This window comes from Micrococcus sp. KRD128 (genome assembly GCF_017168395.1).
GTDB lineage: Bacteria > Actinomycetota > Actinomycetes > Actinomycetales > Micrococcaceae > Micrococcus > Micrococcus luteus.
The window spans coordinates 37,344-53,154 of the sequence record NZ_JABFAX010000012.1; the positions used below are offsets into that span (position 1 = coordinate 37,344).

Consider the following 15,811-nt stretch of genomic DNA (forward strand, 5'->3'; position numbering starts at 1 on the left):
GTCAGGGGTCATGAGTCAGTGGCTCATGCCGGGACCACGTCCGACTCCGGGCCGGCCGGCGCGGCCTCCTCCACATCGGCCACGGTCGCGAGGTAGTGCTCCACGTCCTGGGCGGCCACGCAGCCCGAGCCGGCGGCGGTGATGGCCTGGCGGTAGGTGTGGTCCGTGACGTCGCCGGCGGCGAAGACGCCCGGCTGGGAGGTCCGCGAGGACGGATGGTCGATGCGGATCGTGCCATGCTCCGTCAGGTCGACCTGGCCCTGCACCAGGTTCGTGCGCGGGTCCTGGCCGATGGCCACGAACAGGCCGGTCACGTCCAGCGTGGACGCCTCGCCGGTGCGGGTGTCCCGCAGGCGGAGGGTGTTGACCTTGTCGTCACCGGTCACCTCCGTGACCTCGGTGTTCCACCGGAACTCGATCTTCTCGTTCTCCATGGCCCGGTGGGCCATCACCTTGGAGGCGCGCAGCTCGTCCTTGCGGACCAGCACGGTCACCTTGGACGCGAACTTGGTGAGGAACAGGGCCTCCTCCATGGCGGAGTCGCCGCCGCCCACGACCGCGATCTCCTGCTCGCGGAAGAAGAAGCCGTCGCACGTGGCGCACCAGCTGACGCCGTGGCCGGAGAGGCGCTCCTCGCCGGGAACGCCGAGCTTCCGGTAGGCGGAGCCGGTCGTGAGGATGACCGCGTGGGTGCGCAGCTGGGTCCCGTCGCCGAGCGTGAGCACCTTGGGGTTCGACGTCAGGTCGGCCTGCACGACGTCGTCGTAGACCACCTCCGTGTTGAACCGGCGGGCCTGGGCCTCGAGGTTCGCCATCAGCTCGGGCCCCTGCACACCCTCCGGGAAGCCCGGGAAGTTCTCCACCTCGGTGGTGTTCATCAGCTCGCCGCCCGCGGTCACCGCCCCGGCCACCAGGACCGGGGAGAGGTCGGCGCGGGCGGTGTAGATCGCCGCGGTGTATCCGGCGGGGCCGGATCCGACGATCACGACGTTGTGGACGCTCTGGTCCTGGGCGGTGGGGGCCACGGGTTCCTCCAGTGGATCGGGGTGGTGGGCGCTCCTCCAGGACAACGGCGGAGGCACCGGCGGGTATTCCGCGGTGTCGGGGCCGCGGTGCGACGACGCCCCGGCGACGGCGGCCGGAAGGTCCGGCGCGCCGTCGCCGGGGCGTGGGATCAGCGGACGGTGATCTCGCCGAGGCGCAGGCCGAACGGGAGGTCCGGCGTCGTGCCCTCCAGCTGGGGCAGCGAGGTGAGGCTGACGATCACGTACTCGGCCTCTGACTCGGCGCCCTCGAACGGCACGGGGATGGAGACGGTGTCCTGGTCGAAGGTGCCGTTGCCGATCTCCTTGGCGTTCGCACCCTCGGGGGAGTCGGCGATGTAGGCGAACCAGGCACCACCGGTGGCCCCTGTGCTCTGCAGGGTCACCTCGTTCACCTCGGTGCGGTCCTCGAGCTGGACCACGAGGTTCATGCTCTCCACATAGCCGCCGAAGTTCGGCCGTGCGTAGGCGAAGGTGCGCCACACGGTGGTGGGGTCGCCGTCGATGAGGTTGGGCAGGTCCGCGTCGTGCTCGGCCTCGTGCTCCGGCAGGTCCGGCACCGAGCGCAGGGCCTGGACGGCCTTCGGGGCAGCCGTGGCGCTCTCGCTGGTCGAGGTGGGGGAGGGGCTGGTGCTCTCCGACGGCGACGGGGTGTCCGATGCGGACCCGGACGACGCAGACCCGGACGACGCAGACTCGGACGACGCGGCCGCGGCCTGCGGGGCCGGCCCGCCGCGCAGGTTCTGGGCCAGCAGCACCCCGCCCACGACGAGTGCGGCGAGCAGGCCGAGCATGAGGAGCAGGGCCAGCGGACCGCCGCCGCGCGTGCGGCCGTGGCCGTCGCCCGGGTCGGCCACCGTGGCGCCGTCGTCGCCCCCGGTGGTGGCCGGGGCGGCCTGGGCATCCGGAGCCGCGGCGGCCGTCGAACCGGCAGCCGCGGCGCCCGCTGCCGTTGCGACCCCGGCCCCGGCAGCCACCGGCGCCGCCGTGCCGCGGGACTCCTCGTGGGCGGTCGGCGCGGACTCGGCCACGATCGCTCGGCGGGGGACGGGGCGCTGGCGCCGCACGGGGATCGCCTCGGTGTCCGGGGCGACCGGCTCCGGCGGGTCGGTCTTCTCGGCCGCCACGGACTCGACGGGCTCGGTGGGCGGCGTGGCCCCGTCGGCATCGGCATCCGGGGCCTGCGCGGCGGCGGCCCCCGCCGCGACGGCCGGGAGTGCGGCGGTGCGCGCCTGGGCCTCGCGCTCTGCGGCCTCGCGTTCCTGGGCCGCGCGCTTCTCAGCCTCGCGCTCCGCGCCCTCCCGGGCCCGCTCCTCCTCGGCACGACGGCGGGCCTCGGCCCGGCGCTCGAGCTCGCGGCGCTCGGCCTCCTCCCGCTCCGCGGCCAGCCGGGCCTGCTCGGCCTCCCGCTCGCGCGCGGCCCGCTCCTCAGCCTCCTGCTCCGCCTGGCGACGGGCGCGCTCGGCCTCGGCGCGGCGCTCCTCCTCGGCACGCTCCTCCGCCTCCCGGCGCTCGCGTTCCGCGCGCTCGGCGGCCTCCTTGCGCTCCCGCTCGGCCCGCTCCGCGGCCTCCCGTTCGGCGCGGGCCTTCTCCTCGGCCTCCTTGCGCTCCCGCTCGGCGGCCTCCTTGCGCTCCCGCTCGGCCCGCTCGGCGGCCTCCTTGCGCTCCCGCTCGGCCCGCTCGGCGGCCTCCCGCTCCGCCCGCTCGCGCTCCTCCTGCTGCTTCCGGGTGGCGGCGTCCGCCGCGGCCAGGGCCGACGCCCCGGCGGCCGCCTTCGCCGCGGTGCCGTCGGAGGGACGGACCCGCTCGGCGAGGCGCTCGGAGAGGCGGTTCAGGAACCCGGGACGACGCTGGGCCTCGTCCTCGTCCGCGCGGAGCCGGCGGTCGAGGTCGGTGTAGTACGCCTCGTCGTCGTCGTAGGCGTGGGGGTCTCCGGTCCGCGACTCACCGAACAGCTCGGAGCCGAGGCTGTCCGTCTGGAACGGCTCCACGTACAGCTCCTGCGGGTACGCCAGACCGAGCAGGACGTCCGGGTCGGGGTCCCCGCCGGCGATCAGGTAGGTGCGGCCCTCGGACAGGCCCAGGTCGAGCACCTGCACGTCGTCGGTGCGCTCGCCCGTGGCCAGCTCCCGCGCGGACGAGGCCACCTGCGTGGCGTTCTCACGGGAGGCCACGAGCACGGTGACGCGGCGGTTGAGCACCTGGTCCGTGCCCAGGAACACCATGTCCTGGTCCGCGGACGTCACCACGTGCTGGGTGATGCGATAGCGGCCGCCCAGGACGGCGCCGACGGCGATGGGCTGGGGCACGGGCTCTTCTCCTGACGACGGGGTCGGAATCCGATGATACGTGGCGCGGCCGTCGCGGCCAGGAATCAGCCGACGCGCAGCAGACGACCCAGCGCCGGCACGCGGGCGACGAGCGGCCGGAGGGCGTCGTCCAGCTCGGGGAACCGCATGGCCCGCAGCACCACCAGGTACACCGGCCCCATCGCCACGGCCGCCGCCGCGCATGTGAGCAGTGCCGTCCCGATGGAGTTCCACGCGAACCCGCCGGTGTACCCGCCCAGCAGCCACACGACGACGGCGCCCGCGGCCGCCGCGGCCAGCGCGGCCAGGCCGGTCTGGACGTGGGCCCGCAGCACGGACGCGAGGCCGTAGTCCCCGAACCGGCGCACGGTGAGCACATGGGTCAGGACGAACTGGTACACGTACGAGACGGACGAGGCGAACGCGACCCACAGGGCCATGGACCACAGCGGCAGCAGCATCGCGCCCGCCCACGAGACCAGCAGCATCAGGAGCGAGCCGCTGACCTGGACCACCATCGGCACCTTGGCGTCCTCGGCGGCGTAGAACACGCGCAGCAGATAGAAGGAGCCCGAGCGGAACGGGATGGACAGCGCCAGCGCGAGCAGGACCGAGCCCACCGCGATGCCGGCCACCATCGCCGTCTCGGCCGTCGAGCCGAAGACGCGGCCCAGGGGGCCCGCCAGGACCACCACGCCGGCGAGGCAGAACATCAGCGGCACGGTGAACGCGCGCAGACCCTGCGCCGTCGTGCGCCGCACCGCGGACATGTCCTGGCGGCCCATGGCGCGGGCCAGCCGGTTGAAGAGCACGGTGGCCAGGGAGAGCACGAACACCGAATGGGGCAGCACGGCCATCAGCATCGCCATGTTGTACGCGGCCACACCGGGGATGGCCGCCTGCGCCATCTCGGCGCTCCAGGTCTCGGTGCCGGGGATGCGCAGCTCGCCGCGGTCGCGGGCCTCCGTGGCGGAGGTGACGTACCGCTGGCACAGCAGGAGCACCACGTTCGTGGCGACCATCGTGACCAGGGTGTACCCGGCGATCCGGCCGGTGTCCCGCAGGCCGATGCCCTTCCAGCCGAACCGCGGGCGCAGACCCAGGCCGAGCCCGCGCAGCGGCAGGAAGAGGATCACCGCCTGCAGCACCACGCCCAGGGTGTGGCCGCCGGCCAGCACGACCGTCTGCGCGGTCGTCCACCCGGCGAGGTCGTCGCCGGCCCGGTACGCCCCGAACATGCCCAGGTACAGCACGATCGCCCCGATCGCGACGACGTTGTTCAGCACCGGCGCCCACATGTAGGCGCCGAAGCGCCCGTTGGCGTTGAGCACCTGCCCCACCAGCGCGTACATGCCGTAGAAGAACACCTGGGGCAGACACCACAGGGCGAACACGGTGGCCATCTCGAGCTTCTCCGGCGACCAGCCGCGGGTCAGGGCCGTCATGAGCGGGGCCGCCGCCAGCATGACCACCACCGTGCCGGCGAGCATCACGAGCGTGCCGAGCGTCATCAGGCGGGAGGTGTAGTCCGCGCCCCGGTCGGCGTCGCGGGCGTGCTTGATCAGCTGCGGCACCAGCACCACGTTGAACACGCCGCCCACCAGGAGCAGGTAGATCACGTTCGGCAGGGAGTTGGCGATCTCGAAGATGTCGGCCATGTCCGCGGACAGGCCGATCGCCACCGTCACCAGCGTCGCACGGACGAGGCCCAGCACGCGGGAGAGGAGCGTGCCGGAGGCCATGATCGCGGTGGACCGGCCGGCGCGGCGCTCACCCTCGGGGGTTTCGTCCCCGGGGCCCACGGTGGTCGGATCCGTGGCGGGTGCGGGGTCCGTCGTCGTCGGCTCCTCGTCGGCGACGCCGGCGTGGGCGGGGTCCTGCGCTCGGCGCGGGGCGGGTCTGCTGCTCAAGGGTCACCCAATCGTGGTCGGAAGGCCCCGTGCCGGGGGCGGCGGATCAGGGGCGGGGGCCCGACCCCGCACCCGCCACGGATCCGACCACCGTGGGCCCCGGGCACCGCCCGGGGGGAAGTGCTGGTCGACCACCTGGCGGGCCAGGTCGACGATCCGGCGCTCGTTGGCGAAGGAGAGGCGGCGCGCGACGTCCTCGAGGCGCACCCACGCGACGTCCACGGCCTCGTGGTCCGGGTCGTTCTCGGTGGTCAGCTCGCCGCCCGTGGCGCGCAGCAGGAAGTGGTGCACGGTCTTGTGGACGCGGTGCCGGGCGACCGTGAACCAGTAGTCGATCGCGCCGAGCGGCTCGAGGATGTGGCCGGCGATCCCGGTCTCCTCCTCCACCTCGCGCACGGCCGCCTGCCGGTGGTCCTCCTCGCCCTCGGGATGGCCCTTGGGCAGGCACCACTCGAGCCGGCCACCGCGGTTGTAGCGGGCGATCACGGCCACCTCGAGGCCGCCCTCGTGCTCGCGGACGATGACGCCGCCGGCGGAGACCTCCTCCACCGTGGGCAGGGAGGCGGCAGCGGCGGAACGGGGTCCCGCGCGCCCCGGTGCGCGGAGGGATCGGGGCGGGTCATGCCGTCAACTCTAGCCCGGCCCGCGCGGGCCCGTGCCGGGACCGTCTGGCACCCTTGTAGGCATCATGGATCTGACCACCGCCACCCACGCGCTGCCCCCCGGCTTCCCCGCGGACGCCACCCTGCCCGCCGTCGTCGTGGAGCTGGGGCGGAGGTTCGAGGCCGCCGGCCACGAGCTCTCCCTGGTGGGCGGCCCGGTCCGCGACCTCTTCCTGGGGCGGCCGTCGCTGGACCTGGACTTCACCACGGACGCCGACCCGGACGCGTCCGAGGCCGTCGGCGCCGGCTGGGCGGACGCCACGTGGGACGTGGGGCGGCGGTTCGGGACCATCGGCTTCCGCAAGGCCGGCTGGCAGCTCGAGGTCACCACCTATCGGGCCGAGCAGTACGACCCGGCCAGCCGCAAGCCGCAGGTGGCCTTCGGCGACAGCCTCGAGGACGACCTGCTGCGCCGCGACTTCACCGTCAACGCCATGGCCCTGCGCCTGCCCGCCCTCGAGCTCGTGGACCCCTTCGGCGGCATGCGGGACCTGCACGCCGGCGTGCTGCGCACCCCCGGCACCCCCGAGGACTCCTTCTCCGACGACCCGCTGCGCATGATGCGCGCCGCCCGCTTCGCCTCCCAGCTCGGCTTCTCCGTGGCCCCCGAGGTGGAGGAGGCCATGACCGCGATGGCCGAGCGGATCACGATCATCTCCGCCGAACGCGTCCGCGAGGAGCTCGTCAAGCTCGTGTGCGGGGCGCACCCGCGCGCCGGACTCGACCTGCTCGTGCGCACCGGCCTGGCCGACCACGTCCTGCCCGAGCTGCCCGCCCTGCAGCTCGAGTCGGACGAGCACCACCGCCACAAGGACGTCTACGCCCACTCCCTGACCGTGCTGGAGCAGGCCATGGAGCTGGAGGGTGAGTACGCGCCGTCGACCCCCGACCCCGTGCTGCGCCTGGCGGCGCTGCTGCACGACGTCGGCAAGCCGGCCACGCGCCGCTTCGAGAAGGGCGGGGCCGTCACCTTCCGGCACCACGAGACCGTGGGCGCCAAGCTCGTCCGCAAGCGGCTGCGCGCCCTGAAGTTCGACAACGACACGATCAAGGCGGTGGCCCGCCTGGTGGAGCTGCACATGCGGTTCTACGGCTACGGCGACGCCGGCTGGACCGACTCCGCCGTCCGCCGGTACGCCCACGACGCCGGCGACCTGCTGCCGCGCCTGCACGCGCTGACCCGCTCGGACGTGACCACCCGCAACCGTCGCAAGGCCGAGCGGCTGGCCCACGCCTACGACGATCTCGAGCGGCGCATCGCCGAGATCGCCGAGGCCGAGGAGCTCGCCGCCGTGCGGCCGGACCTGGACGGGCAGCAGATCATGGCGCTGCTGGGGATCCGCCCGGGCCCGGTGGTGGGCCGGGCGTACAACCACCTGCTCGAGTGGCGCCTCGACGAGGGCCCGCATGAGCCGGCCGAGGCCGAGGCGGAGCTGCGGCGCTGGTGGGCCGAGCAGCCGGAGGCCCAGCAGGACTGAGTCGGCGCGGCGGGCCTTCCACCCGTCGTCGGACCGGGACCACACTGGCCGCATGGCTGAGAAGAAGACCGAGAAGAACGGCGCCCCCATGGGCCCCGGCACCTCCAGCATCAAGGATCCCGAGGTCTACGAGGCGCTGCGCCGCGAGGGCGCGAGCGAGGAGAAGGCCGCGCGGATCGCCAACGCGTCCGCCCGGGACGGCCGGGACGAGGTCGCCGAGCGCGGTGGCGAGGCCGGCTCCTATGAGGACTGGACCAAGGACGAGCTCGAGAAGCGGGCCCGCGAACTCGACATCGAGGGCCGCTCCACGATGACCAAGGACGAGCTCATCGAGGCGCTGCGGAACCACTGACCGGCGCCCGCTCCCCCCGCTTCCGGGGGCGGAATCCGGTGCTGTGCCCGTGGGATACCGCCGGAAACCGCCCCCAACGCGGTGGGGGCTGCGGGGGATGGCCGGAGGCTTTGGCCCATCCAGGTCCGGATGGGATGATCGACCGCTGTGAGTCCCGACCAGCGCACCGCGTCCGTGCCCCGCCATGCCCTGTCGTCCGAGGACGGCGTGCCCGCCGTCAAGGTCGGCACGCGGGTCAGCCGCGGCCCCGGCCGGGTGACCGCCCTCGACGGGCTGCGGGGGATCGCCGTGCTCGCCGTGCTCGTCTTCCACGCCTGGCCCACCTTCCTGCGCGGCGGGTTCGTGGGCGTGGACATGTTCTTCGTGCTCTCCGGCTTCCTCATCACCACCGGCCTGGTCCGCGGTGTGGACGCGGGCCGGGGCGTGGCGCTGGGCACCTTCTGGATGAAGCGCATCCGGCGACTCATCCCGGCCATGCTGATGGCGCTCGTGGGCACCACCGCGCTCGCATGGCTGGCGGTGGACGAGTTCCCCGCGGGCCTGGGCCGCCAATGGTTCGGCGCCCTGACCTACACCAGCAACTGGGTGATGATCCTGCAGGGCGGGGACTACTTCAACCGCGCCTCGCCGCCCTTGTTCGAGCACCTGTGGTCCCTGGCGATCGAGGAGCAGTTCTACATCCTCTGGCCCCTGCTCCTCTGGGGGCTGCTCCTGCTCACCTGGCCGCCGCGCAGCACGGTGAACTCGGGGCGGGTGGCGGACCGACGTCGCATCCTGGCGGTCGCGGTCGTGGCCGTGGCCTCCGCGGCGTGGATGGCCTGGGGCTCGTGGCACGGGTTCGAGCAGGCCCGCCTCTACTTCGGCACGGACACCCACGCCTTCGGGCTGCTGTTCGGCGCGTGCGTGGCGATCGGCCTGGCCCATGTGCCCCGGCCCGAGCACGGCGGCCCCGAGCCGCGGACCTCGACCAGGCGGGTGGCCGTCGCGTGGGGCGCCGTGGCGGTGCTCGCGGCGGGCTTCGCCCTGGTCGACGGCGGCCACGCGAGCACGTACCGCGGGGTGCTGGCGGGCCTGTCCGCCGTCGTCGCGTTCATCGTCTGGCACGTGGTGCAGGGCGACCGGCGGGACTCGCTCTCGCGCGCGCTGGGCAGCCCGTTCCTGCGCTGGTGGGGGCGCCGCTCCTACGCCGCGTACCTGTGGCACTGGCCGCTGCTCGTGATCATGCGCGTGATGGTGCCCGTGGACGCCCCCGGGTGGGTCGAGCCCGTGGCCGCCGGCGCGATCCTGCTGCTGACCGCCCTGATCGCCGACCTGAGCACCCGGCTGATCGAGGAGCCCATCCTGCACGAGGGGTTCACGGGCGCCTTCGGCCGCTGGGGCGCGGCCGCGCGGCGGGCGTTCACGGGCGGGGCCGGGCCGATCGGCCGGCTCGCGGCCGCCGCCACGGCGCTGGGGCTCGTGGCCGTCCCCACGGCGGCCGTGGCCGCCGTGGTGCACTCGCCCGCGCAGACCCAGCTCGAGCAGGACATCGCCCAGGCGGAGGAGTCCCTCAAGGCCGCCCAGGCGGCGCAGCAGGCGGCCCGCGAGTCCCGCGCGGCGGAGCAGTCGAAGCGGGCCGAGGCGTCTGCCTCGGCCTCGCCCGGCTCGGCCGCCCCCGGGGACGCGGAGGGCTCCGCCGGTGCGACGCCCTCGCCCGGATCGTCCGCCGAGCCGTCCGGGCTCGGGCTCGGCGACCCGGCCGTCGCGCGCCCGCAGTATTCCGCGCAGCAGCTCACCGCGGCCCTGCCGCCGTCCGAGCTCGGCCCGGACGTCACCCTGATCGGCGACTCCGTCTCGCTCTCGGCCGCGCCCAAGCTCATGGAGCAGCTGCCGGGGATGCTGCTCGAGGCGGAGGTGGGCTACCAGATCTGGGACGCCGCGGACGAGATCGAGAAGCTCAAGGCGGACGGCCAGCTGAGCGACGTCGTCGTGGTGGCCCTGGGCGCCAACGGCACCACCCACCGGGGCGACTGGGAGAAGATCCTGGCGGCCGTCGGCGAGGACCGGCTGCTCGTGCTCGTGGTGCCGCACGGCCCGATGGACTGGATCGCGGACGTGCAGGTGCAGATGGAGGCGCAGGCCGAGGCCCACCCGGACCGGATCGTCCTGGCGGACTGGGACGCCGCGGCGAAGCAGCACGTCACGGACTTCTCCGCCGACGGCGTGCACCCCCGCGCCGACGGCCAGGCTATGTACGCCCAGCTCGTCCGGCTCACCATCGAGGACCGGCTCGGCACGCGGCGCTGAGCGCGGTGGCCGGGGCGGCACGCGCCCCCACGACGACGCCGGCCCGTCACCTCCACGGGGAAGGTGACGGGCCGGCGTCGTGCGCGGTCCGTGGGGACCGGGCGGGTCAGCGCTCGATGTCGCCGCGGATGAAGGCCTCCACGAGCTCGTGCGCCGCGTCGTCGTTGTGCTGCACGGGCGGGGACTTCATGAAGTAGGACGAGGCCGAGAGGATCGGGCCGCCGATGCCGCGGTCCAGGGCGATCTTCGCGGCGCGCACGGCGTCGATGATCACGCCAGCCGAGTTGGGGGAGTCCCACACCTCGAGCTTGTACTCGAGCGAGACCGGGGCGTCGCCGAAGTTGCGGCCCTCGAGGCGCACGAACGCCCACTTGCGGTCGTCGAGCCAGGCCACGTAGTCGGACGGGCCGATGTGCACGTCCTTCTCGCCCAGCTGCGCGGAGGTGTTGGAGGTGACGGCCTGCGTCTTGGAGATCTTCTTGGACTCCAGGCGCTCGCGCTCGAGCATGTTCTTGAAGTCCATGTTGCCGCCCACGTTGAGCTGGTAGGTGCGGTCCAGGGTGACGCCGCGGTCCTCGAACAGCTTGGCCATCACGCGGTGGGTGATGGTGGCGCCGATCTGGGACTTGATGTCGTCGCCCACGATCGGCACGCCCGCGGCGGTGAACTTCTCGGCCCACTCCGGGGTGCCGGCGATGAACACGGGCAGGGCGTTCACGAACGCGACGCCGGCGTCGATCGCGGCCTGGGCGTAGTGCTCGGTGGCCAGCTGCGAGCCGACGGGCAGGTAGCAGACCAGCACGTCCACCTTCGCGTCGCGGAGGGCCTGCGCCACGTCCACGGGCTCGGCGTCCGACTCCTCGATGGTCTCGGCGTAGTACTTGCCGAGGCCGTCCAGGGTGGGGCCGCGCTGGACGGTGACGTCCGCGTGGGGCACGTCCGCGATCTTGATGGTGTTGTTCTCGGAGGCGGTGATGGCCTCGGACAGGTCCAGGCCGACCTTCTTCGCGTCCACGTCGAACGCGGCCACGAACTCGAGGTCGGACACGTGGTAGTCGCCGAACTGTACGTGCATCAGGCCCGGGACCGTGTCCGTGGTCTTCGCCTCGCGGTAGTACTCCACACCCTGGATGAGGGATGTTGCGCAGTTGCCCACGCCGGCGATGGCGACGCGGATGGGATTGGTGGCCACGGTCTGGTTCTCTCCTCGACTGTCCGGAACGGGTGCGGGCACGCGGGGCGCGCGCAGGGGGCCCGCACCGTTCGGCGGGGCGCTCACCCGGGGATCAACCCCGCCAGTCTACGACCGACGACGGCGACCCCGCCCGTCCGGTGTCCGGGCGGCTTCCTAGGATGGGGGCATGAGACCGGCCCCCGCGCATGCCGCGACCCCCAGCGAGCCGCCCACTCACGCCGCGCACGGCGCCCCGAGCGACGCCGTGGCCGACCCGGGTGCCGCCGTCGGGCGTTCCGCTGACAGCGCACCGTCCGGGGCCCTGCCCGCCCCCGGCGAGCGCGGCGGCCGCTTCCAGCTCGCCGGCGGCCTCGCGGCGAACGGCCCCGGACGGGGGACCGGCTCCTGGGCCGGGCCCGCGGCGCTGACGGGGCTGCTGGTGGCTCTGGCCGCCGTCGTGACCGTGCTGCAGAAGTCGCCGTGCCTGCTGCACGGCTGGGGCGCCCCGAACGTCTACTACGCGGGCTGCTACTCGGACTGGGCCGCGCTCTACGGCGGGCGCGGGTTCGCGGCGGACCCGTGGGCGCCGTTCCGGGCTGGCTCCACGTTCGAGTACCCCGTGCTGATGTCCGTCGTGGGCTCGGTGGCGGCCTGGATCACGCAGGCGCTGCCGTTCTCGCCGGAGCAGGGCACGGTGGTGTTCTGGCTCGTGAACCTCGGGTTCGTGGTGGCGCTGTGGGCCGTCGTCGCGGTGCTGACCGTCCGCATGGCGGGGCGCCGGTGGACGGACGGGCTCATGGTGGCCGTGGCCCCGGGGATCGTGCTGGCCGGCACCATCAACTGGGACCTGTGGGCCGTGGCCCTGCTGGCGTGCGGCATGTACGCGTGGTCGCGCGGCCGGTCCCTGACGGCGGGGGTGCTGTTCGGCCTCGGCGCGGCCATGAAGCTGTATCCGCTGCTGATCCTGGGGCCGCTGCTGATCCTGGCGGTGCGCTCGCGGCGGTGGCGGCCGTTCCTGCTCGCGGCCGGGGGCACGGTGGCGGCGTGGGCGGCGGTCAACGTGCCGCTCATGGCGGTGAACTTCCAGGCGTGGTCCGTGTTCTTCACCTTCTCCGGCGAGCGCGGGCCGGGCCTGTCCAGCGTGTGGCACGCGTGGGACGTGACCGCCGCGCAGGCCGGGTGGGCGTTCGTGCCGGAGGACTCCCTGACCCTGCTGGCCTACGGGACCTTCGCGGTGTGCTGCCTCGGGATCTTCGTGCTGGGCGTGCGGGTGCGGCACACCCCGCGGCTGGCCCAGCTGACGTTCCTGGTGGTGGCGGCGTTCGTGCTCACCAACAAGGTGTACTCACCGCAGTTCGTGGTCTGGCTGATCCCGCTCCTGGCGCTCGCCCTGCCGCGCTGGCGGGACTTCTGGGTGTGGCAGACGGTGGAGGCGCTGCACTTCTTCGCCGTGTGGATGTACCTGGCCAAGGGGGTGGCCGAGACCCCGCCGCAGCACTCCATGGACGACTCCGTCTACGTGGCCGCGATCCTCGCGCACATGCTCGCCGTGCTGTGGCTGTGCGGGCGCGTCGTGTGGGAGATGCTGCACCCGGCCGAGGACCTCGTGAAGCGCGACCACGGCGGCCACCCGGACGCCGACCCGCTCGCCGGCGCGTACGCCGGCCCGGCCCGGGGGCGCTCAGGCCGGCCGGCCGCGGTTCAGGCGTAGTCCCAGCGGTGGATCGGGCAGTCCGGGGACGACGGCGGCGCGGTCGTCCCCGTCTCGGCGGCGCCGTCCTCGCGGGGCGGCGGCGGACAGACGCACTGCGCCCCGGAGGCGGCCGTGGCCGCCTTCATCTGCTCGCGCCAGATCACGTGGGGGTCGGTGGCCGGGTCCGCGACCGCGCCGGGGTGCGCCGGACGCGCGGCGCCGTCGTCGTGGGCGTCGTGGGCGGGGGTGCGGGCCGCGTCCCCGTCCCGGGTGAAGCCCATCCGCACGATGGCCCAGCCGCCCACGGTCCACGCCACCAGGAGGAAGACCCCCACGGCGACGGCGATCATGATGTCCACGGCGGGCTCCTCCTGCGCTGACGGGCGGGCGATGCGGCCGGGGCCGCTTTCGGGCCAGGGTAGCCGGACGGATGGTGGGGCGCGGTACGGTCGGGGCATGACCCCCGTGACCCGTGACACCGTCGCCGAGCTGCCCGCCCACCTGCGGGACCTGGCCGACTTCGTGACCGCCTCGCCCTCCAGTTACCACGCCGCGGAGGAGGTCGCACGCCGCCTGGAGGCCGTCGGCTTCACCCGCCTGGACGAGACGGTCGACTTCCCGTCGGCCCCGGGCGGCTACGTCGTGGTGCGCGACGGCGCGGCGGTGGCCTGGATCGTGCCGACGGGCGCCGGCGCGCTGGGCCGCCACGAGGGCGCTGAGGCGCGCGCGGCCGGGCCGGACGAGGCGGGGCCGAGCGCCGCCGTCGTGCCGGTGTTCCGCGTGCTCGGCGCGCACACGGACTCGCCGGGGTTCAAGCTCAAGCCGAACCCGGCCACCGTGACGGCCGACGGCTGGGTGCAGGCCGGCGTCGAGGTGTACGGCGGCCCGCTGCTGAACTCGTGGCTGGACCGCGAGCTGCGGTTCGCCGGGCGTCTCGCCCTCGACGACGGCACGCAGGTGCTCGCCGCGACCGGGCCCGTGGGGCGCATCCCGCAGCTGGCCATCCATCTGGACCGCGAGGTCAACGAGGGGCTGACGCTGAAGCGGCAGCGGCACACGAACCCCGTCGTGGGGGCGCTCGCCCCGCGCGGCGAGGGCGCCGGCGAGGCGGAGGCCGACGGGCTGGTCGCCCGCGTGCCCGGTGACGTCCTGACCGCGCTCGCGGCCGCCGCCGGCGTGGACCCGGCCGCGGTGCGCGGGCACGACGTCGTGGTGGCCGACGCCCAGGCGCCCGGACTCTTCGGGCTGGCGGGCGAGTTCTTCGCGTCGGGCCGGCTGGACAATCTGAGCTCGGTGCACGCGGGCCTCGTGGCGCTCGAGGAGCTGGCACGCGAGCACGGCGGCGCCGAGGGGGCGATCGCGTACGAGGGGACCGTCGCGGGCGGGGTGGCCGGTGAGGCGGCCGGCGCCCCGGTGATCCCGCTGCTCGCCGCGTTCGACCACGAGGAGCTGGGGTCGGCGTCGCGGTCCGGGGCGGCCGGGCCGCTGCTCGAGGAGGTCATGGGGCGCGTGCTCGAGGCGCTCGGCGTGGCCGGGCAGGGCCGGGCGCGGGCGATCGCGGGGTCCTGGCTGCTGTCCGCGGACGCCGGCCACCTGGTGCACCCGAACTACGCCGAGCGGCACGATCCCGTGAACCACCCGCGCGTGAACCACGGCCCGCTGCTGAAGATCAACGCCAATCAGCGCTACGCCACCGACGCCGGGGGCGAGGCCGCGTTCGCCCGCTGGTGCGGCGTGGCGGGGGTGCCGTTCCAGGAGTTCGTCTCGAACAACGACGTCCCCTGTGGCTCCACCATCGGCCCGATCTCGGCGACCCGCCTGGGCATCCGGACCGTGGACGTGGGCCTGGGCCTGCTGTCCATGCACTCGGCGCGTGAGATGTGCGGCGTGCGGGACGTGGAGCACCTGACGGCGGCCGCGCGGGAGTTCTTCCGCGGGGTGTGAGGCGTGGCGGCGGATGACGGCCGCCACGAGCGGCGTGCGCGGGTCTGCGTCAGCCGGCGGAGCCCGGTGTCACAGCGTCCGATAGGCGCCGATCTGGACCAAGGTCTTGCCGTTCACGACGGCGGAGCCGCGCCCGTTGACCGACACGCCGGCGAGGGTCGTGCTGCAGTTGCTGTACCACCCGATGAGCGGCAGGGTGATGGTGCCTGAGACGGGGGCGGGTACCGGGGTGAGGAGCCTGCTGACGTAGCGGTAGTACTGGATGTTGTTGTCGGTGTACAGGACCGGACTGCCGGTGCCGGAGACCTCACGGGTCGGGGTGCTCCAGGACGGGGTGGAGCTCGTCCAGGTGAAGGTGGTGGGGTTCTTCCCAGTCTCCATCGCATCCACCATGCTCTTCTGCACCAGGATGGAGGCGGTCACACCCGTCACCGTGGAGCCGATGGGCACATTGGCGATCCGGTAGTAGTAGGTGCTGTTGTCCGTGGTGACGCTCAAGCGGGTCGAACTCGAGCCGCATGCCGACACCGACGCGCCGGGCACGGCTGCCTGGGTGCCGCGGGTGACCAGGAACGAGCGGTCGATCCGCGGGAGAGGGCTGGCCGCCTCGGCGGGGGCAGCGGCGGCGGCGACGACGGTCGGCACCGCCCACGCGAGGCTGCTGGCGACTCGGCGGCGGGAGGGGACGGACTGGGACGGCTGGGGCGCTGCCGACGTGGACTCTGACATGGGATGCTCCGAAACGTGAGAGGGGTGTGACACAGGATGTGTGTCCTCCTTCCAAGGTACGTCGTCGTCGACCGAGGGCAAGCCCCGGCCACCCCACGGCCCCCTAGGGCGTGTCTGAGAATAGATGCACGAGTCAGCTGAGACCCTGGGGACATGTCCCGGTTCCAGATGCTCTCTGACACCCAATGGGAGTTGATCGCCCCGATGCTCCCGACCCGGACCGGCCGCGCC

The 15,811-nt window shown here is 73.9% G+C and carries 11 protein-coding genes and 1 pseudogene; 5 read left to right on the top strand and 7 right to left on the bottom strand.

What is annotated here, in order from left to right; translation table 11 throughout:
- Window positions 1-23: 23 nt before the first annotated feature.
- From trxB to J1M44_RS05135, 4 genes and pseudogenes are all read right to left on the bottom strand, one after another.
- A complete protein-coding gene (gene trxB, locus J1M44_RS05120; protein ID WP_049161403.1) occupies window positions 24-1,025 on the bottom strand; it encodes a thioredoxin-disulfide reductase in 1,002 nt (333 codons plus the stop codon).
- A gap of 149 nt (window positions 1,026-1,174) precedes the next feature.
- Complete coding sequence (locus J1M44_RS05125) at window positions 1,175-3,352, bottom strand: hypothetical protein (RefSeq protein ID WP_206480709.1); 2,178 nt, start codon at window positions 3,350-3,352, stop codon at window positions 1,175-1,177.
- A 65-nt stretch (window positions 3,353-3,417) separates the two neighbouring features.
- Window positions 3,418-5,262, bottom strand: coding sequence for a murein biosynthesis integral membrane protein MurJ (murJ, locus tag J1M44_RS05130; RefSeq protein WP_206480710.1), 1,845 nt, complete (start codon window positions 5,260-5,262; stop codon window positions 3,418-3,420).
- A gap of 120 nt (window positions 5,263-5,382) precedes the next feature.
- Window positions 5,383-5,885: pseudogene (locus J1M44_RS05135) on the bottom strand (NUDIX hydrolase); the annotation flags it as partial.
- A gap of 65 nt (window positions 5,886-5,950) precedes the next feature.
- Between J1M44_RS05135 and J1M44_RS05140 the strand changes: the two are divergent.
- The 3 genes from J1M44_RS05140 (at window position 5,951) to J1M44_RS11665 (ending at window position 10,040) form a co-directional block, all read left to right on the top strand.
- Complete coding sequence (locus tag J1M44_RS05140; RefSeq protein WP_206480711.1) at window positions 5,951-7,402, top strand: CCA tRNA nucleotidyltransferase; 1,452 nt, start codon at window positions 5,951-5,953, stop codon at window positions 7,400-7,402.
- A gap of 52 nt (window positions 7,403-7,454) precedes the next feature.
- A complete protein-coding gene (locus tag J1M44_RS05145) occupies window positions 7,455-7,754 on the top strand; it encodes a DUF7218 family protein (RefSeq protein WP_010079788.1) in 300 nt (99 codons plus the stop codon).
- Between the two features lie 147 nt (window positions 7,755-7,901).
- The gene (locus tag J1M44_RS11665; RefSeq protein ID WP_342356570.1) at window positions 7,902-10,040 is read left to right on the top strand and encodes an acyltransferase family protein; all 2,139 of its coding nucleotides are present in this window, start codon (window positions 7,902-7,904) and stop codon (window positions 10,038-10,040) included.
- Between the two features lie 106 nt (window positions 10,041-10,146).
- On the opposite strand, the gene J1M44_RS05160 is transcribed toward J1M44_RS11665, so the two are convergent.
- A complete protein-coding gene (locus J1M44_RS05160) occupies window positions 10,147-11,232 on the bottom strand; it encodes an inositol-3-phosphate synthase (RefSeq protein ID WP_206480713.1) in 1,086 nt (361 codons plus the stop codon).
- A gap of 169 nt (window positions 11,233-11,401) precedes the next feature.
- Between J1M44_RS05160 and J1M44_RS05165 the strand changes: the two genes are divergently transcribed.
- Window positions 11,402-12,925, top strand: coding sequence for a glycosyltransferase family 87 protein (locus J1M44_RS05165; RefSeq protein WP_206480714.1), 1,524 nt, complete (start codon window positions 11,402-11,404; stop codon window positions 12,923-12,925).
- Here J1M44_RS05165 and J1M44_RS05170 read toward each other — a convergent pair.
- Window positions 12,916-13,257 (bottom strand): hypothetical protein, encoded by a 342-nt coding sequence (locus J1M44_RS05170; protein WP_231119533.1) that lies wholly within the window; start codon window positions 13,255-13,257, stop codon window positions 12,916-12,918. The genes J1M44_RS05165 and J1M44_RS05170 overlap by 10 nt on opposite strands.
- A gap of 106 nt (window positions 13,258-13,363) precedes the next feature.
- Between J1M44_RS05170 and J1M44_RS05175 the strand changes: the two genes are divergently transcribed.
- The gene (locus J1M44_RS05175; protein ID WP_136940473.1) at window positions 13,364-14,851 is read left to right on the top strand and encodes a M18 family aminopeptidase; all 1,488 of its coding nucleotides are present in this window, start codon (window positions 13,364-13,366) and stop codon (window positions 14,849-14,851) included.
- A gap of 69 nt (window positions 14,852-14,920) precedes the next feature.
- Here J1M44_RS05175 and J1M44_RS05180 read toward each other — a convergent pair whose 3' ends face one another.
- Window positions 14,921-15,496, bottom strand: a complete 576-nt coding sequence (locus J1M44_RS05180) for a hypothetical protein (RefSeq protein ID WP_206480715.1) — start codon at window positions 15,494-15,496, stop codon at window positions 14,921-14,923.
- Window positions 15,497-15,811: the final 315 nt, after the last annotated feature.